Origin of the sequence: Pseudomonas sp. B10, assembly GCF_900156235.1 — a bacterium.
Lineage (GTDB): Bacteria > Pseudomonadota > Gammaproteobacteria > Pseudomonadales > Pseudomonadaceae > Aquipseudomonas > Aquipseudomonas siliginis.
On sequence record NZ_LT707063.1, the window covers coordinates 1,969,787 to 1,989,972 of the forward strand.

17 protein-coding genes are annotated in these 20,186 nt (G+C 53.8%); 4 read left to right on the forward strand and 13 right to left on the reverse strand.

What is annotated here, in order from left to right; translation table 11 throughout:
* Positions 1-6 precede the first annotated feature (6 nt).
* The 7 genes from argR to acs all read right to left on the reverse strand — a co-directional run bounded on the left by argR (position 7) and on the right by acs (position 8,076).
* The gene (gene argR / locus BXA01_RS08785; RefSeq protein WP_024014018.1) at positions 7-987 is read right to left on the reverse strand and encodes a transcriptional regulator ArgR; all 981 of its coding nucleotides are present in this window, start codon (positions 985-987) and stop codon (positions 7-9) included.
* Between the two features lie 250 nt (positions 988-1,237).
* The gene (locus tag BXA01_RS08790; RefSeq protein ID WP_007912705.1) at positions 1,238-2,002 is read right to left on the reverse strand and encodes an ABC transporter ATP-binding protein; all 765 of its coding nucleotides are present in this window, start codon (positions 2,000-2,002) and stop codon (positions 1,238-1,240) included.
* Between the two features lie 27 nt (positions 2,003-2,029).
* On the reverse strand, positions 2,030-3,142 hold the full coding sequence (locus BXA01_RS08795; RefSeq protein ID WP_076563875.1) for a succinylglutamate desuccinylase/aspartoacylase family protein: 1,113 nt from the start codon (positions 3,140-3,142) through the stop codon (positions 2,030-2,032).
* 1 nt (position 3,143) lies between these two features.
* On the reverse strand, positions 3,144-3,842 hold the full coding sequence (locus tag BXA01_RS08800) for an ABC transporter permease (protein ID WP_024014019.1): 699 nt from the start codon (positions 3,840-3,842) through the stop codon (positions 3,144-3,146).
* Positions 3,839-4,528, reverse strand: a complete 690-nt coding sequence (locus tag BXA01_RS08805) for an ABC transporter permease (RefSeq protein WP_016773583.1) — start codon at positions 4,526-4,528, stop codon at positions 3,839-3,841. Before BXA01_RS08805 ends, BXA01_RS08800 begins: the two co-directional genes overlap by 4 nt.
* A 91-nt stretch (positions 4,529-4,619) precedes the next feature.
* On the reverse strand, positions 4,620-5,393 hold the full coding sequence (locus tag BXA01_RS08810) for an ABC transporter substrate-binding protein (RefSeq protein WP_024014020.1): 774 nt from the start codon (positions 5,391-5,393) through the stop codon (positions 4,620-4,622).
* Between the two features lie 727 nt (positions 5,394-6,120).
* Positions 6,121-8,076 (reverse strand): acetate--CoA ligase, encoded by a 1,956-nt coding sequence (gene acs, locus BXA01_RS08820; RefSeq protein ID WP_016773581.1) that lies wholly within the window; start codon positions 8,074-8,076, stop codon positions 6,121-6,123.
* A 423-nt stretch (positions 8,077-8,499) separates the two neighbouring features.
* Between acs and BXA01_RS08825 the strand changes: the two genes are divergently transcribed.
* The 3 genes from BXA01_RS08825 (at position 8,500) to BXA01_RS08840 (ending at position 11,941) form a co-directional block, all read left to right on the forward strand.
* Positions 8,500-8,760: a DUF2790 domain-containing protein gene (locus BXA01_RS08825; RefSeq protein WP_024014021.1), complete on the forward strand. Its 261-nt coding sequence runs from the start codon at positions 8,500-8,502 to the stop codon at positions 8,758-8,760.
* Positions 8,761-9,310: 550 nt separating this feature from the next.
* On the forward strand, positions 9,311-10,561 hold the full coding sequence (locus BXA01_RS08830) for a ribonucleotide-diphosphate reductase subunit beta (protein WP_016773579.1): 1,251 nt from the start codon (positions 9,311-9,313) through the stop codon (positions 10,559-10,561).
* A gap of 174 nt (positions 10,562-10,735) precedes the next feature.
* Positions 10,736-11,941 carry an ISL3 family transposase gene (locus tag BXA01_RS08840; protein WP_083957550.1) on the forward strand — a complete coding sequence of 402 codons (1,206 nt, stop codon included), beginning with the start codon at positions 10,736-10,738 and terminating at the stop codon, positions 11,939-11,941.
* Between the two features lie 52 nt (positions 11,942-11,993).
* On the opposite strand, the gene BXA01_RS26945 is transcribed toward BXA01_RS08840, so the two are convergent.
* The 6 genes from BXA01_RS26945 to dcm all read right to left on the reverse strand — a co-directional run bounded on the left by BXA01_RS26945 (position 11,994) and on the right by dcm (position 18,829).
* Positions 11,994-12,728: a DUF6339 family protein gene (locus tag BXA01_RS26945; protein WP_157115960.1), complete on the reverse strand. Its 735-nt coding sequence runs from the start codon at positions 12,726-12,728 to the stop codon at positions 11,994-11,996.
* On the reverse strand, positions 12,728-13,570 hold the full coding sequence (locus tag BXA01_RS26950; RefSeq protein WP_157115961.1) for a hypothetical protein: 843 nt from the start codon (positions 13,568-13,570) through the stop codon (positions 12,728-12,730). The genes BXA01_RS26945 and BXA01_RS26950 overlap by 1 nt, the downstream gene beginning before the upstream one ends.
* On the reverse strand, positions 13,560-15,449 hold the full coding sequence (locus BXA01_RS08850) for a hypothetical protein (protein WP_076563879.1): 1,890 nt from the start codon (positions 15,447-15,449) through the stop codon (positions 13,560-13,562). Before BXA01_RS08850 ends, BXA01_RS26950 begins: the two co-directional genes overlap by 11 nt.
* Positions 15,450-15,528: 79 nt before the next feature.
* The gene (locus BXA01_RS08855) at positions 15,529-16,791 is read right to left on the reverse strand and encodes a type II restriction endonuclease (RefSeq protein ID WP_076563880.1); all 1,263 of its coding nucleotides are present in this window, start codon (positions 16,789-16,791) and stop codon (positions 15,529-15,531) included.
* The gene (locus BXA01_RS08860) at positions 16,737-17,240 is read right to left on the reverse strand and encodes a very short patch repair endonuclease (RefSeq protein WP_331717088.1); all 504 of its coding nucleotides are present in this window, start codon (positions 17,238-17,240) and stop codon (positions 16,737-16,739) included. The genes BXA01_RS08855 and BXA01_RS08860 overlap by 55 nt, the downstream gene beginning before the upstream one ends.
* 152 nt (positions 17,241-17,392) lie before the next feature.
* Positions 17,393-18,829 carry a DNA (cytosine-5-)-methyltransferase gene (gene dcm / locus BXA01_RS08865; RefSeq protein ID WP_076563882.1) on the reverse strand — a complete coding sequence of 479 codons (1,437 nt, stop codon included), beginning with the start codon at positions 18,827-18,829 and terminating at the stop codon, positions 17,393-17,395.
* 573 nt (positions 18,830-19,402) lie between these two features.
* On the opposite strand from dcm, the gene BXA01_RS08870 reads away from it, so the two are divergent.
* On the forward strand, positions 19,403-19,912 hold the full coding sequence (locus BXA01_RS08870; RefSeq protein ID WP_076563883.1) for a BRO-N domain-containing protein: 510 nt from the start codon (positions 19,403-19,405) through the stop codon (positions 19,910-19,912).
* Positions 19,913-20,186: the final 274 nt, after the last annotated feature.

Genomic DNA, 20,186 nt, shown 5'->3' on the forward strand with positions numbered 1-20,186 from the left:
CCGCGCTCAGCCACGCTCCGGCGGCACTGACGACAATTCGAACGGGCTGCTGCTGCGCCGCTGGTTGCGATCTTCGCGCGGCGTGGCACCGAAGAAATTGCGATAGGCGCTGGAGAAGTGCGGCCCCGAGGAAAAGCCGCACGAGAGGCCGATCTGGATGATCGACTTGCTGGTCTGCATCAACATCTGCCGGGCCTTGTTCAGGCGCAATTCCAGGTAGTACTGGCTCGGCACGCGGTTGAGGTATTGCTTGAAGATCCGCTCCAACTGCCGACGGGATACGCACACGTGCTGGGCGATTTCGTCGGTGGTCAGCGGCTCTTCGATGTTGGCTTCCATCAGCAACACCGCTTGGGTGAGCTTCGGATGGCTGGAGCCGAGGCGATTCTGCAACGGGATGCGCTGACGCTCACCGCCCTCGCGGATGCGCTCAACGACCAGTTCTTCCGACACCGCACCGGCCAGTTCCGCACCGTGATCGCGGGCCAGCACCGCCAGCAACAGGTCGAGCACCGACATGCCACCACAAGCGGTCAGACGATCGCGATCCCAGTCGAACAGATGACTGGTGGCGATGACTTTCGGGAAGCGCTCAGCGAAATCGTCCTGCCAGCGCCAGTGCACGGCGGCGCGATAACCGTCGAGCAAACCGAGCTGGGCCAGTGGATAGACACCGGCCGACAGACCACCGATCACGCAACCGGCACGCACCAGTTGCTTGAGCGCACTGCTCAGCGCCGGCGCGAGCGTGGTCGGTGGCTCGTCAGCGAGCAGGAACAGTTTCTGGAAATTCTCGAGCTTGCCGGCCCAGGGTTCGCCGGGCAATTGCCACGCACCTTCGCTCTGCGGCTCGGCCTGCAAGAACGACAGTTCGTAAACCACGTCCGGGTGCACCCGCTGCGCAACACGCAAGGCCTCCTCCGCCAGCGCCAGCGTCAACGCTTTAGTGCTGGGCCAAATCAGGAAACCAATTCGATGGGCAGTCATGGGCGGGCAATCCGAAACGAACAACGGTGATGAAGGCATGGGCCAATGCTAGCCCGGAAATGAACACAAATCCTGAAACCGGTGAAGATCAGAATGTGGGAGCGAGCCTGCTCGCGAAGGCGGTGTACCAGTCAACATAATTGCTGGCTGTTCTACCGCTTTCGCGAGCAGGCTCGCTCCCACAGGGGATCTGAGCCAGCCAGAAGATCGCGAAGCATGACCTAATCTGGTGCACAACGGCAGCCCTGATTTATTTCAGGCTGCCCGACAGGAACTGCTGCAAGCGCTCCGACTGCGGGTTGACCAGCACTTCGCGCGGGTTGCCGCTTTCTTCGACGACGCCTTTGTGCAGGAACACCAACTGGTTCGACACTTCACGGGCGAAGCCCATTTCGTGGGTCACCACGACCATGGTGCGGCCTTCCTGCGCCAGCGCCTGCATGACTTTCAGCACGTCGCCAACCAGTTCCGGGTCGAGGGCCGAGGTCGGTTCGTCGAACAGCATCACTTCCGGCTCCATCGCCAGCGCCCGGGCAATCGCCACACGCTGCTGCTCGCCACCGGACATGTGCCCCGGGAACGCGTCTTTGCGATGGGCCACGCCAACCTTGTTCAGGTAGTACTCGGCTTTTTCCCGGGCTTCGTACTTGGGTACGCCGAGCACGTGCACCGGCGCTTCCATGATGTTTTCAATCGCGGTCATGTGCGACCACAGGTTGAAATGCTGGAACACCATCGACAGGCGCGAACGCATGCGTTGCAGCTGTTTCGGATCAGCGGCTTTCAGCGCGCCGTCCTTGTTCGCCACCAGTTTCAGCTCTTCGTTGTTGAGCAGGATCTTGCCGGCGTGCGGCTGCTCGAGCAGGTTGATGCAGCGCAGGAAAGTACTTTTGCCGGAGCCACTGGAGCCGATGATGCTGATCACATCGCCGGCGGCGGCTTTCAGGGACACGCCCTTGAGCACTTCGTGACTGCCATAGCGTTTATGCAGGTCTTGGACTTCAAGTTTGTACATGCGGTCGGTTCTCACAAAAACAGTCAGTCAGTCGTTGAGCAAGCGCCCGTGACGCAGCGCTTCGCGCCCCGCCACCTTGGCCAGCCAGAAACCGGGTTGGGCATAGCGCAGCCGTTCAATGGCAAACAGCACCCCGGACGTACCAGCACATACCGTGCTGACCCGATCGGACACAGGGTCGATCACTTGAAAAATCTCGTCGCCCGCCTCGACCCATTCGCCGGGCTTGCGGGAAAAACTCACCACACCGGGGTGCGGCGCGAACAACAATTCGGTGCCTTCGAACGGCATGCCTTCGCACGGTTCGAAGGCCGGGTCCGGCCACTCGCCGGTGATTAGACCTTGCTCGGCAAGGAACGCCAGAATGCCTTCAGCATAAGCCTCGGCTTCGACGCGGCCGGTGTCGGCCTGCCCGCCCAGCTCGATCGTCGTCGCCAGACACGCCAGCGGAATCTGCGCATCGGGGAAGTGCCGCGACAGGCGCAGCCACGGCAGCGAGCAGGCTTCGTCAAACGAGCTGCCGCCGGAATCTTCCGCGAGCAAACCAACCTTGACGTTCAGGTGCGCCGACAGCGAACGCCACTGCGGCCAGTGCTGCGGCAGCGCGTACATGTGCAGCGCGGCTTCGGCATCGCAGTGCAGATCCAGCACCACATCGGCGGTGCAGGCGTGGCTGAGCAGCACACGCTGCATGCCCTGCAACTGGCTGCTCGCTTCAGGCAAGCCAGCCAAGTGGTCGGCCATTGCCTGACGGATCAGGCGCACGTTGGCATGGGGATCATCACCGAGTTTTTCGCCCAGTGCCGCCGCCACCGGCGCGCTGAGCTCGACGAAATCACGATTGAAATTCTTGCCGCTGCCCGCCTCGAAACGGCCCTGGAAATTGCCTTGCAGCAATTGCCCGAGACCGATCGGATTGGCCACCGGCACCAGCTCGATCACGCCGTTGAGCAAGCCTTGCGCTTCGAGTTCGCCGAGGCGCTTTTTCAGCTCCCAGGCGGTGCGCATGCCCGGCAGTTCATCGGCGTGCAGGCTGGCCTGAATGTAGGCCTTGCGCTCGCCCTCACCGAAACGGAAAACCGAAACCTTGCGCTCGCTGCCCAGGTGGCTCCACGGCAATACGTGATCAATGCGTTGCATATCAGTGCTTCCGTGGCGCGAGGTAGCTCAACCAGCGACGCTCGGCCAGTTTGAACAGCTTGACCAGAATGAAGGTCAGGCACAGGTAGAACACGCCAGCGGTGATGTACGCCTCGAACGGCAGGTAGAACTGCGCATTGACGGTACGTGCCGCGCCAGTGATGTCGATCAGGGTCACGATCGACGCCAGACTGGTGGTCTGCAGCATCATGATCACTTCGTTGCTGTACTGCGGCAGCGCGCGGCGCAGGGCCGACGGCAGCAGGATGCGCTTGTACAGCTTGAAGCGCGACATGCCCATGGCCTTGGCCGCTTCGATCTCACCGTTCGGCGTGGCCTTGAGGCTGCCGGCAATGATTTCCGCGGTGTAGGCGCTGGTGTTCACGGCAAAAGCCAGGCAGGCGCAGAACGTTGCACTGGACAGCCACGGCCACAGGAAGCTTTCGCGTACCGCTTCGAACTGGGCCAGACCGTAGTAGATCAGGAACAGCTGCACCAGCATCGGCGTGCCGCGAATCACGTAGGTGTACAGCCATGCGGCGCCGTTGACGAACGGATTTTTCGAGACGCGCATCAGCCCCAGCGGCAACGCCGCGAGCAAGCCGAAGAACAGCGACAGCGCGAGCAGTTTGAGGGTGGTCAGCAGGCCGCTGAAGTACAGCGGCAGTGCCTCCCAGATGACGTTGTAGTCGAAGATCATAGATCAGCCGCCCTTACGCCTACCGAGTAGCGCTTCTCAAGGTGACGCAATGCCAGCAACGAAACACTGGTGATCACCAGGTACATCGCCGCCACTGCGAGGAAGAAGGTGAAAGGCTCGCGCGTGGCATCCGCCGCCTGCTTGGCCTTGAACATCATGTCTTGCAGACCGACCACGGAAATCAGCGCGGTGGCCTTGGTCAGTACCAGCCAGTTGTTGGTGAAGCCGGGAATCGCCAAGCGAATCATCTGCGGCACCATCACCCGGAAGAACACCTGAAAACTGCTCATGCCGTACGCCATGCCCGCTTCGGCCTGGCCCTTGGGGATCGCCATGAACGCACCACGGAAGGTTTCCGAGAGGTACGCACCGAAGATGAAACCGAGGGTGCCGATACCGGCGGCCAGCGGGTTCAGGTCGATGTAGTCGTCATAGCCGAGCATAGGCGCGACGCGGTTGAGCAAGTCCTGACCGCCGTAGAAGATCAGCAGGATCAGCACCAGATCGGGAATGCCGCGGATCACCGTCGAATACAGGTCGCCCAGCCACGCCAGCCAGCGCACCGGCGACAGGCGCAACGCGACACCGATCAGCCCGAGAACGATGGCCAGAGCCATGGACGACAAGGCGAGCTGAAGAGTCAGCCATGCGCCATCGAGGATGACAGCCCCGTAGCCTTTCAACATGATTCAGGTCCTCGAAAGTTGGGATGAAAAAATGGCGCAAACCGCAGAGATTCTGTTGCTTGCGCCATTTCGGACTTGTCGCAGAGACGTCTTACTTGCCGTAGATGTCGAAGGCGAAGTACTTGTCCTGGATTGCTTTGTATTTGCCGTTTTCGCGGATGGCCGCGATGGCAGTGTTGATCTTGTCTTTCAGGGCGTCGCCCTTGCGCACTGCGATACCTACGCCGTCGCCGAAGTATTTGACGTCGGTGAAGGCCGGGCCAACGAATGCGAAGCCTTTGCCGGCGTCGGTTTTCAGGAAACCGTCGTCGAGCAGGGTGGCGTCAGCCACGGTACCGTCGAGACGACCGGCAGCCACGTCGAGGTAGATTTCGTTCTGCGAGCCGTACGGCTTGATCTCGGCGCCCAATGGAGCGAGAACTTCGCGGGCGAAACGCTCGTGGATCGAACCACGCTGTACGCCGATGTTCTTGCCTTTCAGCTCAGCCAGACCTTCGCTGACCTGAGTACCGGCCTTCATGACCAGACGCGCCGGGGTGTTGTAGTACTTGTTGGTGAAGTCGACCGACTTCTTGCGATCTTCGGTGATCGACATCGACGACAGGATGGCGTCGATCTTGCGCACTTTGAGAGCCGGGATCAGACCGTCGAACTCTTGCTCGACCCACACGCACTTGACCTTCATCTCTTCGCACAGCGCGTTGCCGATGTCGTAGTCGAAACCGACGATGCTGCCGTCCGGTGCTTTCGAAGCGAATGGAGGGTAAGCCGCTTCGATGCCGATCTTCACAGGTTTTTCGTCAGCGACGGCATTCAGCGACAGCACGGACAGTGCCAGGGCGCCAAGCAGCACAAGTTTCTTCATCTTGGGACTCCATCGGTAAAGGGCAAAAACGGCAGAGTGAGCGACAGCCCAATATGCGAATGGGTGAATCGGAAATCGGTTGCGCATCGGCGGAAATTTCCCGTTGAAACCGCAGGCGATTTCAACGTCAGCCACGATGAGCGAGTGATCGGCATTCTAACGACAGGCCCGAAGCCGATATTTCTTCAATGCGACAACTAATTACAGATGCACCGAGAAAGCGGTTTGAGCTCATTGACAGCCCTGCAAATTCATGCAAGAGCGAAAGACAGTGAACCGATACATATTGCAAGTTGCGGGCCTATTATTCGTAAACCCTTCTAATCCGGCAAGCGCAGCGTTATGTCTTATTTTTCACCGGGGGTTTCGAGGCTCTAAAACGGGGCGATGCGTTTCCCTTTGCCCCGGTTTGGCGCGGGCGGTTACACATTGGGTTGTGGCGGGTAACAGCGGGAAAGGTCTGACGGTGCAGATCGATAATTATTGGTTGAGTCGCTGATCGTTCCCACGCTCCGCGTGGGAACGCCTCCCTCGACGCTCTGCGTCGGCTTATGGGACGCAGAGCGTCCCTTGCTGCATTCCCACGCAGAGCGTGGGAACGATCAAAAACCTGTGGGAGCTGGCTTGCCAGCGATAAGGCCAGCCCTACCAGCACAAAATCTGCAGACACAAAAAAGCCCTGTCCGGCGAACACCGAACAGGGCTTTTCAGCACATCAACCTGCTACTTAAGCAACATTCATGGTCTTGTGCGTATCAATCAAATGCTGCACCACACCCGGATCCGCCAGGGTCGAGATATCGCCCAGCCCGTCGTATTCCGCCGTGGCGATCTTGCGCAGGATGCGGCGCATGATCTTGCCCGAACGGGTCTTCGGCAGCCCCGGCGCCCACTGGATCACGTCCGGCGAAGCGATCGGGCCGATCTCTTTGCGCACCCAGTTCTTCAGCTCCAGACGCAGTTGCTCGGTCGGCTCCTCGCCATTCTTCAAGGTCACATAGACATAGATGCCCTGCCCCTTGATGTCATGCGGCACGCCCACCACCGCAGCTTCGGCCACCTTCGGATGCGCGACCATCGCGCTCTCGATCTCGGCGGTGCCCATGCGGTGGCCGGAGACGTTGAGCACATCGTCCACGCGCCCGGTGATCCAGTAGTAACCGTCGGCATCGCGACGCGCGCCGTCACCGGTGAAGTACATGCCACGGAAGGTCTTGAAGTAGGTATCGACGAAACGATCATGATCGCCGTACAGCGTACGCGCCTGGCCTGGCCACGAATCGAGAATCACCAGATTGCCTTCAGCCTCGCCCTCAATGATGTTGCCGAGGTTGTCGACCAGCGCCGGCACCACACCGAAGAACGGACGCGCCGCCGAACCCGGCTTCAGCGCATGGGCACCCGGCAGCGGGCTCATCATGTTGCCGCCGGTTTCGGTCTGCCACCAGGTATCGACGATCGGGCAACGCGACTTGCCGACATTCTTGTAGTACCAGTCCCAAGCTTCCGGGTTGATCGGCTCGCCCACCGAACCGAGCAGACGCAGGCTGCTGCCATCGGCGCCTTCCACGGCGGCCTGACCCGAGGCCATCATCGCGCGGATCGCGGTCGGCGCGGTGTAGAGGATGTTGACCTTGTGCTTGTCGATGATCTTCGCCACCCGGGTGATGTCCGGGTAGTTCGGCACACCTTCGAACAGCACGGTGGTCGCGCCGTTGGCCAGCGGGCCGTAGACGATGTAACTGTGGCCGGTAACCCAGCCGACGTCGGCGGTGCACCAGTAGATTTCGCCCGGACGGTAGTCAAACACACGCTCGTGGGTCATCGCCGCATACAGCAGATAACCGCCAGTGGTGTGCTGCACGCCCTTCGGCTTGCCGGTGGAGCCGGAGGTATAAAGGATGAACAACGCTTCTTCGGCGCCCATCTCTTTCGGTGCGCAAACGGTGCCTGCGACCTTCATCAGGTCTTCGTACCAGATGTCGCGATGCTGGTTCCACTTGATGTCGCCACCGGTGCGCTTGCACACGATGACTTTCTGGATGCTGCTGGTTTCCGGGTTGGTCAGCGCGTCGTCGACGTTGGCCTTGAGGGAAATCTTCTTGCCGGCACGGATGCCTTCGTCAGCGGTGATCACCACTTTCGAACGGCAATCGATGATGCGACCGGCCAGGGCTTCCGGCGAGAAACCGCCGAACACCACCGAGTGAATCGCGCCGATCCGGGTGCAGGCCAACATGGCGACCACGGCTTCGGGGATCATCGGCATGTAAATGGTCACCACGTCGCCACGGTGCACGTCCTGACCACGCAGGGCGTTGGCCAGTTTGCACACTTGCTCGTGCAGTTCGCGGTAGGTGATGTTGCGGCTTTCGGAAGGATCGTCGCCTTCCCAGATGATCGCGACTTGGTCGCCGCGCTCGGCCAGATGGCGGTCGAGGCAGTTGTAGGAAACGTTCAGGGTGCCGTCAGCAAACCACTTGATGTCGACATGGTGATCGTCGAACGAGGTCTGTTTCACCGTGGTGAAGGGCTTGATCCAGTCCAGACGCTTGGCTTGCTCGCGCCAGAAGCCGTCAGGGTTGACGACCGACTGCTGGTACATGGCTTTGTAGGTCGCCTCGTCAGTCAGCGTGTTTGCCAGAACCTCGGGACGAACGGGATACAGAGAAGCCGCACTCATCTTTCCTACCTCGGTGTAATAGTTGTTTTTGTATGACCCCGTTGTAGCCGGGTGGGGGCCATAGAACCATTCGACGATGGTAGTAACAAGCCCCTACAAAATGTCCGCATTCCATGTGGGAGCTGGCTTGCCAGCGATGCAGTCAACGCAGTCCTTCAGGCAAACCCCATCCGGCCAGACACCAAGACCTCAATCGATTGTTACCAAATCTATCAAAAGTGTTTATCAAAACCGCCCCTGTTTACCTGCATCCCACCGCCCTAAAATTCACCTCGCCAACAAGGCAACCGCGATTAACAACGTTACAGCCCCCACGAAGGCCGTTAATCCAGCTCTCCAAGTAACGCATCAAATACTCAAGCTCCACACGCAACCCTAAAAAGGTTGCGTGACCCCACTCGACCTCAAAAAGGTGAATTAGAAATGAAAGCTTTATTGGTTCTGGCCCTCAGCAGTCTGTGCGCAACCGCCATGGCAGATGAGGTCCCGACTGATGTCGCACAGCAACAACCGGTCATCGAGGAATACACTTACTCCACGCATCTGGACATCGCCAAAGTTGTATCGATGAGCGATGTTCCGAATGTCTGCGAAGTAGTACCGGCAAAAATGGAATACGACGACTCCAAAGGCCAACGCCACATCCTGCGCTACAGCATCATGGGCAACGGCTGCACGAACTGAATCAGACTGCACCGAATCGGATCGCTCAACGCTACATTGAGGGTCGATTCCAGCCCGACTTCGGTCGGGCTCAGTTGTGTCTGGAGTCGTGAAAATCGCTTGCAAAACACTAGATATAGTGAAAAACCCGCTTTTCTGGCTATTTTTTAAACAAAAAACCACCTGCCAAAAAATTAACGAAAAAAAATCTGCCGGGGCCGATTCCGCGCAAAGCCCTGTAATCCCTCGGTCGGACCGAAATCCACCCCCTCCTCGGCCTCGCCATGAGCCGATTCGCCGCACCACGCCGGTAAAAATTTCCCTATAATGCCGCCCCATACGGGTCAGCAATATTCCCTTACAGGGAGCAAAAGCCATTCTGAAGCCCCGCAACAGTGCCAGACGCTGATTGCGCCCATCAGAGGCTCTCGGAACCCGTCAAAATTTCTGTTTATTTGCCTGCGTGCATCGCTGCAAAAAACGACATCCAACGCGGCTTGTTTGGCCGTGTGAAAAACCAACCCTTCAGGTTTCACACGGGCACAAGCCCTCACGCAGGAGACGACACGTCATGCTGAGCTGGGACGAATTCGATAAAGAAGACAGTGAAGTCGCAACCGTGAAAGGCGCCAACGCCGGCCACGCAAGCGAAGCCAACATGGACCGCCTGGACAACGCCGGCGGCGCCGCAGCGCTGGAAGCCCGCGCCGTCACCGCCGACGACTCGGCCGCCGTGGCCCGTGCCAAGGCTGCACTGAACTCCCTCGACGTCGCCGAAGGCCTCGCCGAACTCGAAGGCGCCTCCGCCCGTGTCGCCGTTGACGAAAAGCGCATGATCAACTGCCGCGCCGACCTCAACCAACTCGTGCCATTCAAGTACGACTGGGCCTGGCAGAAGTACCTGGACGGTTGCGCAAACCACTGGATGCCGCAAGAAGTCAACATGACCGCCGACATCGCCCTCTGGAAAAACCCGGAAGGCCTGACCGACGACGAGCGCCGCATCGTCATGCGCAACCTCGGCTTCTTCTCCACCGCCGACTCCCTGGTTGCCAACAACCTCGTCCTGGCCGTGTACCGCCTGATCACCAACCCGGAATGCCGCCAGTACATCCTGCGCCAGGCTTTCGAAGAAGCGATCCACACCCACGCCTACCAGTACTGCATCGAATCGCTGGCCATGGATGAAGGCGAAATCTTCAACATGTACCACGAGATCCCATCGGTCGCGAAAAAAGCAGCCTGGGGCCTGAAGTACACCCGCTCGATCTCCGATCCAAAGTTCGAAACCGGCACCCCGGAAACCGACAAAGAGTTGCTGCGCAACCTGATCGCCTACTACTGCGTTCTGGAAGGCATCTTCTTCTACTGCGGCTTCACCCAGATCCTCTCCATGGGCCGCCGCAACAAAATGACCGGCGTCGCCGAGCAGTTCCAATACATCCTGCGCGACGAATCCATGCACCTGAACTTCGGCATCGACGTGATCAACCAGATCAAAATCGAAAACCCACATTTGTGGGATGCTGAGATGAAAGAAGAAGCGACCCAGATGATCCTGCAGGGTACGCAGCTGGAGATCGAATACGCCCGTGACACCATGCCTCGCGGCGTACTGGGCATGAACGCAGCGATGATGGAGGACTACCTGAAGTTCATCGCTAACCGTCGTTTGTCGCAGATTGGTTTGAAGGAAGAGTATCCAGGGACTACTAATCCGTTCCCTTGGATGAGCGAGATTATGGACTTGAAGAAAGAGAAGAATTTCTTTGAGACGCGGGTTATTGAGTATCAGACTGGTGGGGCTCTGAGCTGGGATTAAGCTCCGGCTCTAAAAAGACTGTTATCAGTCCTATTCTAGCCCAGCCAGAGAAGCCCCAATTTACTGGGGCTTTTTTACGGTTCTTCACGGAATTCCGGGAAACACAGAAACAAGAACGCCGATTTGGTTGATGATGTTCGTGCGAGCAAACACATCTAACAAACCGGCGTTCTTATGCGTGATATTAATACTTTCCTTCCTTTTTGGGAGGGCTTTTCTGTCGTCACGATCAAGCCTGATGGCGACGCACTACAGATCGATCTGATCCCCCATGCCACCCGATTTCCTTCCTGTGGCGGCTGCCTAAGGCCCTGTTCAACTACGCATGAGTATTGCGAGCGCGTCGTTCGTGATTTGCCCATCCTTGGCCGCGCTGTACGTCTCAACGTTTTGCTCAGGCGGGTTGGCTGTCGTGACTGTGGCAAACGCATGGAGGCTGTCAGTTGGCTAGACCGCTACGCTCGCATGACGCGCCGCTTGGCCGAGGCGGTCATTCAGGCCTGCGAACGCCTTCCAACCCTGCACGTGGCTCAGATGTTCGGCCTACATTGGGATACTGTTAGGTTGCTGGAGCGTCGAGCCTTGCAAGCGACGTTGAGCGCGCTGCCAAAGGCGCAACCGCGACGTTTGGTGATGGATGAGTTTGCGTTGTTCAAAGGGCATCGTTATGCCAGCGTGGTGCTGGATGCCGATACCCGGCGCGTGCTGTGGATTGGTGAAGGCCGCAGCCGTGCGGCGGTCAGGCCATTCTTCGAAGAGCTGGGGGCAGAGGGTTGCGCCCGAATCGAAGCGGTCGCGATGGACATGAATACTGCTTTTGACCTGGAGGTTCGCCAGCACTGCCCAAAAGCTCGAGTGGTCTATGACCTCTTCCATGTCGTGGCCAAATATGGCCGAGAAGTGATCGATCGGGTTCGCGTTGACGAAGCCAATCGGCTACGTCATGACAGGCCGGCTCGCAAGGTTATCAAGCAAGCGCGATGGCTGTTACTGCGCAATCCGCAGAACCTGAAAACGCCGGAGCAACAGCTCCATTTACAAGACCTGTTGGCGGCCAACCAATCGCTGATGACGGTCTATTTGATGAAGGCTGAACTCAAAACGCTCTGGACGCCGAGCACCGCTTGGGACTGGAGATCAGCCTGGAAACAATGGCTGCGCCACGCACATGAAAGCGAAATACCTGCTCTGATCCAGTTCGCCAAACGGCTAAAGCTTTACTGGCGGGGCATTGTGAGCCGAGTTCGCTGGCCGATGCATACCGGCCAACTGGAAGGAATAAACAATCGAATAAAGGTGATCAAGCGGATGGCGTACGGTTACCGGGATAGCGAGTTCTTTTTCATGAAAATCAAGAGCGTCTTTCCCGGTAATCCGTGAAGAACCTTTTTTACAGCTGAGCCATCAAAACTACCAAAAAATTGAATACAACCTAACTAGATGGCATCCCAGCACGCAACGCACAATCAGTCATAAATTCATCTACCTCTGCTTCGGTCATAACCTCAAAGACCCTGCCCCCTCCAAGCTTATTTAAAACTTTCATAAAGTCCCGAAAAGTAGACTGCGTCGAATTGATCCAATCATATTTTTCAGAAGCCCTTATAACACCTGCCGCGATCGCGGGGCGACTAACAGTAAGTGAACGCTCTAGAAAACTCAGCCGACTGTCAGCCCGCCTTAATATCGTTTTAAGTGAATCAAAGTCATCACGGCCTATTTGATTAGCGATATAACCGTTAAACCACAATCTGGCGAGGGCATTATCGTCTCGACGCCCTCCTAAATTTGGTGCAAAAAAATGTTTCCCTATCGCACTTTCTATTTTTTCTTGACTTCCAAGCCCTTCCAACCAGCGCTGCCTTGAATAACCCAGACATTCTACGTGGGTTAATCTAGTCCATATTCCTTCTTCATATGCAAGGCTCGGCTTTACGGCCGAAAGAGCGCGCCATACTAATATAGAGTTTTCTATTTCTGCTTGGGGAGTACCTGATGGATCAAGGTCACATAGAGGCCCTAGATCAACTTCCAAACTTAAAGAAACAGTCCAGTCCGGCTCATCAACAAACTCGTCAAATCCTTCAGACGTATAATTTTTCAAGTTAGCTTGAATACTAGCTCTCAGAGTCTCAATAGCCTTTGCAGAAAAATAACTTAATCTCATCACTCTCCCTCCCATAGCTGCGAGTTCATTCTGATATTACCAAAAGGAGAGTTTAACAGCCGCTGTGCGTCTCGCCACAAGCTGGGAGACTCGAGATCAACTCCTAAATAATCACACTTAGCCTTAAATATTCTGAACCAACGCCGCCCCTCATATTCGGACCTAGCTTGCCGAAGAAGATCTAGAACCTCCATGACGGCAGGAACAAAAGCACTATTCAGAACTATGGGCCTCCCATGTGGCAGCCCCCTAAACCTATTAAAATCTTGATAAATGTTAGATGCCACAAGCAATTGAATTTTATCAGAGTCTGGATTTACCAGTAGTTCATCATCTTTTAGGTCGGGAGCTTGAACGACAGAAAAAATACTTTCAATTTCTGCTAATTTTTCCCGTCCAATTGTTAATCGTTGCGCCTCACCAACTGCAAGAACCGAACCGATCTCTAAAGACATTGCCCCACCACCAAACTCGGCATGACAATTAGCCAGATCAAATTCTCCTACATTTTTCTTGGCCCAAACCATCGGCAAAAAACTTACGCTTCCAACAAGAGCCCCTGGTTCAAACGAAAACCGTCGATCCTCAATACCAATAGGTACGAGCCGACTATAGTAAGTATCCAAGCATGTAACAAAAAAGCCGACGCCAGCATGACCATCAACAATCAGCTCTCGCAACGACTGCTCCGCAAGCGACACTACCACATCTACGGTCACCTGATCTGTGGTCAGCTTTTCTTCCACTGTCAAAACTTGAATATCAAACTCACCTGTCAAGTAATCGTTACTTTCCGAGCTTAGAACAGGATGTGGAAATCGTGTTCTTTCATTAATTTTCATTAGAGGACACCTCTAAAACATCCACTGCTGCGCGAATCTCAATCGGCCCTCTATACATCTCGGAAAACTCGAGATCGATTTTAATTCGCTTCCCCGCTAGAAATTCTACTAAAACCACCCCGTTTTTAACATTAGCGCCAAAAGCCGACGAAACAGTTAGTCGCTCATTCTTATTGATTCCTACAGCGTCAATTGAGAGAAGTGCATGAGCGGAGATGGTTGGTGTGAAAAAAACAGTTCTGCTATTCGAGGCGCCCCCAGTGGTAATTATATTCCGGACATCCAATAGAGGAATAGATTGCTTCGATCGAGCACGTTCAACATCCCCTGGATATTTTCTACGCCCCTCCCCTACTTTACCGCCTCTACCATCACCAAAGCCGCCCTCTGCTTCACCGTCGCCCTCAACATCAGTATATGCTTCAGTGGAAGGTCTTTTTTTCCGAGGTTCAATCTTATACTTGATAGATTCAGGATCATCATTATCAGAATTCCGCTGTTCTAACTCGGGCGCCGAGCCAGCAGGAAAATAATCACGCATTTCGTCAGCAAGCACCTCATTCTCATACTCGGTAAATGTGTGCTCCTTAATTGCCGCCCGAATCTTACCCGCTAACTTCTTCATCACTCGCTTTGCTACGTCACGATCATCTTGATTCAGCAAACCATCAGCAGACAACTCTTTATGCTTTGGATCCTCAAGCCTTTTTATAAAAGAGCTCCCCCTGACATCGAGAAATGTGACTACCGCAACGAAGTCCTTATACATCGGAAAGCGTAAAAATGGCTCATTGAATGAACTGAGATTATCCGTAATAACCATACCATTTCGAATAATACATATTTTTTTTGGCAGCTTATCTTCAACGAGAACTTTAACTTGAACACGACCTAACTCAGGTATGGAAAAGACGTTGGACTTGGTTTTAGCTGAGCTATAGCAACGATAAAAATCAAAAGAGACAGAAAAGCCTTGATCCCTTTCATTGCTCAATCCTTTCCGCACCACCTCAGCATCAAATAACGGCCCAAGAGTATCTTTATTTATTTCGCTATTGCCGCCATCGATAGAAAACTCCATTTCATCATCGTGAACAGCTGGGAAAAAATTTTGAATGAGAGAACGAGTAAAATGACTTTGCCATTCCGCTGGATCTCGAAACCCAACTACAAATACCGATGTGCCGATACTTTCTCTTCTGAGCCATTCCGGAGCTAAGATAGGATCACTGACCGGCTCAAAATCCGCACCTCCCCAATAACCTATTTGACGCTTAGGAAGGCCCTCGTCAACATGGGAAATAAGGATAGATTTCCCTTGCGTCAGGAACCTCTTGGATCCCGTTGCATCATCCAAAAAAACTGTTGAGTAAAACACTGTCCGCAGATCGGAAATAGCGAATGCCGCATTTTTTCCAATACCATAAGAGCCTCCCGAATTTTCCTCTGGCTTTACGCTAACACCTGCAGCTCTAAGCAAAGAATAAAATGGACTCCCCCGCTGAGCCCCCTTAGCACCAGTCGTATTCTCGTCAGAAACACGCAACACTTTTACATACTCAAGAGCAAGTATTTTTTTTGCTTCAGAGAAAAAAGCTTTCTCTTTCTCCTTTTTCTCCGCCAGAGAAGCATCCAAGCATAACGCCACAACCTTATCCAACTTCGCTATAGCTGGAACATTCTTTTTAGGTATTTCAATCAGATCGAACTTTATTTTCACTGGAAGTGAAGAATATGCATCTCGACTATTTTGACCCAGTTCTCTAGCCGCACTCGCATACGGTTGCTGACGATAGGTCTCAATACCAGCATGCCCCAGCCCTTCATCTTCTTTACTATCATTACCTGCGAACTCAAGAACGAATGCCTCATTACTCATTGCGTCTACTCCCTGTTATCAGGCTCAACAACTCTTTTATACAACAACGTTTTTTTTTGCAACACCAGCCGCTTGAAAACTAGGCAGTTTCTGTGCCCTCTGCCTGCTTTATGAGTTCTATAAACTCTGATAATGCAATCAACCACTTTGCTTGGGACTTCGAATACGTAGAATGCATAGACTTGGGAACGACCAGTCGCAATCCACTTGAGGCCATTTCACTTGTCTGGCCTTCACTAATGGCTGCCTCGAGAGTCACCAAGTGTTTTTCACTTATTCTCTTGGCTTCACTAAGGACCTGACGCCAACGATCCTTACACGTCGTTTTAGCTCCTAACATAAAAAGTTTATTCTCGGGATACTTTGAGTCTCGATACTCCGAAAATCCTGGAAACAAGAAATCTGGCTTCTTACTATTTTCCGTGGAAAAGCCCTTCGCTCCTCCCCGTTCAAATCTAATTCCATGACTCTCAAATATATAAGACAGGTGCCTTTCAAATGCATGACCGACTCTTGACTTACGACGATTCTGAACACTCAAGGAGTAATTTACAAAATCGTCAACATCTTCTCCATCCTCCCCAAATCCTACGCGAAGCTTTTGCCGCACCAGATGACGCTCGTATATTCGAAATAGCTTTTCCTCATGGTCCATCCACTCAACAATTGCCTGGTCTGGAAAAACTATATGATCAACAGGTGACTCTAAGGAGTTCCTAGCATATAGGGAGAAATCTGACGTCTTTGGAAAGCTTTCGCCGCCAAATGAAGTTATCAAGCGTTGCAACCAGACATCATCACCTACTTCTACTTTTGTTACCTCAACACCCAAGCTTTCTAACATCAAGCGTAATGGCAGAAGCAACTCCACTGCATCCATTTCCCCACGAATGAATGTGTTTTTTATGTTATGCAAACCAAATAAAATTTTTAGCTGGCTCTCTATAGTGCTTCCCGCCGGAGCACACACCATTAAAAGCGTATCGTCTCGCATCTTTGCAACTAGAAAAAAATCACCGGCAGTAAACAAATCCGTTACGGAGTTAGAATTATAGTAAAGTCGAAATTCAGGTTTACGCAAAGGCTTCTTACGACGACAGTCGTACCAAGTAACCGTACTTTCACAGATGTCTGGCGCCAAAGCCTCATCTGTAAAATACACTTGCTTAGCCTTATATCTAAATTCTTGATTTTTATCAGGAGCCCCCAAGTATTTCTTAAAGCCGGCCTTAACTAGCCCTCCAATCTCATGCTGATTGGAGCTATCGGGATCGGCATCAACAGGCTTCAGATATTTGGCTGCGACTCCTTCAAAATAGTCGCTGATACGATCATTGAACATTTGTTTTCATCTATTTGTGAATTTTTATTACCGTTTATCAGCCACTCCGCTATGAGGTCAATCACTAGCGCAAATTTTTCTTTATTCCTTGACCTGACCGCGCACTCCCAAACGATCAAAACCCTCCACCCCCCTGCCAACAGGGAAGATTCTTGAATTTTATCTCTCAGCTGATTTTTCCGGATTTTCTCGCGCCAAAAATCCGGCCGTGTCTGGGGTATTTTGAAATATCGGCAGGAATGTCCATGCCAGAAACAGCCGTGCACAAAAACCACCGCGCTGTATTTTGGTAACACCAGATCTGGCTTACCGGGGAGATCATTGACGTGAATACGGTAACGAAAGCCACGCGCATGCAATGCTTTGCGGATCGAAACTTCTGGCTTGGTATTTTTGCCTTTAATCCCAGACATCATTCGGGAGCGTGTTGCGGCATCCACGATATCCACCAAGGCTCACCTCCGGCGCAATCGATAGCTCAACCGTCTTGTATACCCTTGGCCTCAACATATTCAAGGTTCGGATGAGCTATCGGATGCATTAAAAGAGGGATTCAATTCAACCTCTAGAGCATGCGCGCTTCAACGCTTGGCGCAAAAACTCACTCAGGAAGAGCAAACTCCAGTTGAGGCTGTTCCGTGTCGGCAGTTTTTTCTTTCGCGGCCAAAATCCGATCTTTCATCAAACGAGCCACAGCTTCAAAAACTGGCACCGCAACCGAATTTCCGAACTGACGATACGCTTGGGTATCAGAGACAGGAATCACAAATTTGCTTTCGCCTGGCTTGTCGAATCCCATGAGGCGCGAGCACTCATGGGGAGTCAGTCTGCGCGGACGATGAAGCTGATTTAGCTCGCCATTGAAGTCCAAGGTTTCCACAAACCCACGGTCGACTAGGATTTCCGAACCGTCTTTGTGATATCTCGCGGAAAGCGTACGAGCCACATCGTTTGGACGAGTCAAGCCAAAGCCAAAGCCATTGCCCTTCTCACGATGCTTAGCGGCGTAGCGGTATAGGTAATCCCAAAGCTTCGGAGTAAGGATGTATTTCTCGTCCACTTCCTTATCAAGCAGATCACCAAAGCTAGGTCGCTGCTTCGGCATGAGCTTACTGATGTCGCTCAGTGTAAATCCTTGGTGAACATTCAAGTCGCGCCGGAAGCCGACCAGCACTATTCGCTCACGATGCTGCGGAACGAAGTGTCTGGCATCGATGACCTTGGGGTCTGAGCCTTTTGGCGCGTTGACATCTGCAACCTCGTAGCCCAGTTCATCCAACGCTTCGCAGATGATCCGGAAGGTATTGCCCTTGTCGTGGCTTTTCAGGTTTTTCACGTTCTCAAGCAAGAATGCAGCCGGGCGTTTCGCGGCAATAATCCGCGCAACGTCGAAAAATAGAGTGCCTTGGGTCTCGCACTCGAAACCGTGCTTGCGCCCCAAAGAATTCTTCTTGGAAACACCTGCAAGCGAAAACGGCTGGCATGGAAAGCCAGCCAACAGAACATCGTGATCAGGAATTTCACGATCAATATTCTTGTAGGCTTCCTCGTCACTGATTTCGGGCCTGTCTGAAAGCGTGACCGAGCGGATATCGAGATTGAAGCGATGACGAGCAGGATCGCAGTAGTGGTTCGCCTTGTACGTTTTAACGGCGTATTTGTTCCATTCGGATGTGAACAAGCACTCGCCACCGATGGCTTCAAACCCTTTCCTGATACCGCCAATGCCGGCAAAGAGATCGATAAAAGTGAATGAAGGTTTGTGGTTCAAGCGCTTGGGCAGCAGATCCTTCAGACGAGTGAACTCAATGTGAGAGAGCTTCGGCGAGGCCTTTCCCTTGATCCAGCGATTGATGGTTTCACGGCACCAGTGGCTAGGGCTAACGTCGTTGAGAATTTCAGCCAACTGCCCTTGATCGTAGATCTCCAGCAGCTTGTGCAGCAGCGCCAGATCAGTAACGGGATGTGTATCAGGCTCGTACGAACCCGAGGTTGTTTCGCTCAAGGATTCAAAAGACGGTGTTTCAAAAAGATTCATGAGCCCGAAGATCCTCTGGGTCAAAGCTGTGACGAATGGTCACCATTCTATCCCGCAAAACTCCAAAGTAAATGAAATTTCCTGGATTCCGTGAGGTGAGTGGTGGCGACACGGATATGGCAGCTGCGGGATTCAATGGCAACCAAGCACTGGATATAAACACAGCATAATTTACTCTGCATCTTTGTCCAGGTTTCCTTCCGCCTCATTACCAGTAGGAAAAGTCGCTGGTTGACGACCATCCCTGATGCCCCTACCCTCAGCTCCGAGCCTAAGAAACTCTACAAACCAGAGCGGTTCTCCGCACCCGACAGTCATGCGGCTTTTTTTCGCCTGCGGTTTCTCTACGTCTGCGAAAAATCCCGTTATGTCGGGAGTGGGCGAATACAAGACCCGAAAGGGGAATATGTCCGGCCCGTCTCTGGTGGGTTTCTTAGCTCCCGACACCCTAACGAATGCCCTAAGAAAGCAGCCAGAGGTAAATGGAAATGCCTGACCATTCAGCCTTCATGATGAAGGTGAATCGCTGTACCTGTAGAACACCCTCATCGCTTCCGACTTCGGAGGCCCGCCATGTCTGAGCCACTTTTACCGACTCGCTTTAGTCGCAACAAAACCCATCTGCACGCCCTTCTAGTCGAGAACCAAGCATGGTTCTGCGTCCATGAACTGGGCCGGTTGATGGGCAAACATCTTGATGAACGTCAGTTGCGCAAACTCGACGCTGATCAGCGGCAGACGATGCGCCTGGAGACCTATGGCGAAGCTGAGGATCACATGATGGTCAGTGAGTCGGGTGTGTATGCGCTGCTGATCTATCACTACTGTCCTGAGTATCGGCAGCTTCGTGAGTGGCTAACGCATCAAGTCGTGCCTGCTCTGCGTGATGCTCGTCCGGCTCGCTCAGTTGAGCGCCCGACGATGAGTATTTTGAGTTGGCCGCAGATGTCGCTGAGTACGTTGCACTGGCAGGACGAGCCGTGGATTCGGTTGCGGGATATGCCTTGTTTGTTGGCAGATAATTCGTCCAATCGCCATGAGTCTTGGTGGCGTAAGGCTTCGCGATTGTTGCGCGGAGGCTGATGATTTCAGAGTCCGCTGTTTGATTTTCAAGCAGCGGATTTTTTATGGCTAAAAGTCCTTGGGGCAGCTTCGCTGCCCAACGGGGATAAATCCCCTCACCACAATTCAATGTGTTGCTGCTGGGTAGGTGTCTGGATTCGAGATTAGGTTGATGCCACCAATCGCCAGCAGGCTGGCTCCCACAAATCCCGCATCACCCTGAAAACAATCAGTGCAACCCGCGCCGCCTCCCGCTATTAATACCCATCCCCCACTCAAGGATCCGAGCCCCACC

Coding starts and splice junctions, on each gene's coding strand:
- argR (WP_024014018.1), bottom strand. CDS start 987: ATGACTGCCCATCGAATTGGTTTCCTGATTTGGCCCAGCACTAAAGCG.
- BXA01_RS08790 (WP_007912705.1), bottom strand. CDS start 2,002: ATGTACAAACTTGAAGTCCAAGACCTGCATAAACGCTATGGCAGTCAC.
- BXA01_RS08795 (WP_076563875.1), bottom strand. CDS start 3,142: ATGCAACGCATTGATCACGTATTGCCGTGGAGCCACCTGGGCAGCGAG.
- BXA01_RS08800 (WP_024014019.1), bottom strand. CDS start 3,842: ATGATCTTCGACTACAACGTCATCTGGGAGGCACTGCCGCTGTACTTC.
- BXA01_RS08805 (WP_016773583.1), bottom strand. CDS start 4,528: ATGTTGAAAGGCTACGGGGCTGTCATCCTCGATGGCGCATGGCTGACT.
- BXA01_RS08810 (WP_024014020.1), bottom strand. CDS start 5,393: ATGAAGAAACTTGTGCTGCTTGGCGCCCTGGCACTGTCCGTGCTGTCG.
- acs (WP_016773581.1), bottom strand. CDS start 8,076: ATGAGTGCGGCTTCTCTGTATCCCGTTCGTCCCGAGGTTCTGGCAAAC.
- BXA01_RS08825 (WP_024014021.1), top strand. CDS start 8,500: ATGAAAGCTTTATTGGTTCTGGCCCTCAGCAGTCTGTGCGCAACCGCC.
- BXA01_RS08830 (WP_016773579.1), top strand. CDS start 9,311: ATGCTGAGCTGGGACGAATTCGATAAAGAAGACAGTGAAGTCGCAACC.
- BXA01_RS08840 (WP_083957550.1), top strand. CDS start 10,736: ATGCGTGATATTAATACTTTCCTTCCTTTTTGGGAGGGCTTTTCTGTC.
- BXA01_RS26945 (WP_157115960.1), bottom strand. CDS start 12,728: ATGAGATTAAGTTATTTTTCTGCAAAGGCTATTGAGACTCTGAGAGCT.
- BXA01_RS26950 (WP_157115961.1), bottom strand. CDS start 13,570: ATGAAAATTAATGAAAGAACACGATTTCCACATCCTGTTCTAAGCTCG.
- BXA01_RS08850 (WP_076563879.1), bottom strand. CDS start 15,449: ATGAGTAATGAGGCATTCGTTCTTGAGTTCGCAGGTAATGATAGTAAA.
- BXA01_RS08855 (WP_076563880.1), bottom strand. CDS start 16,791: ATGTTCAATGATCGTATCAGCGACTATTTTGAAGGAGTCGCAGCCAAA.
- dcm (WP_076563882.1), bottom strand. CDS start 18,829: ATGAATCTTTTTGAAACACCGTCTTTTGAATCCTTGAGCGAAACAACC.
- BXA01_RS08870 (WP_076563883.1), top strand. CDS start 19,403: ATGTCTGAGCCACTTTTACCGACTCGCTTTAGTCGCAACAAAACCCAT.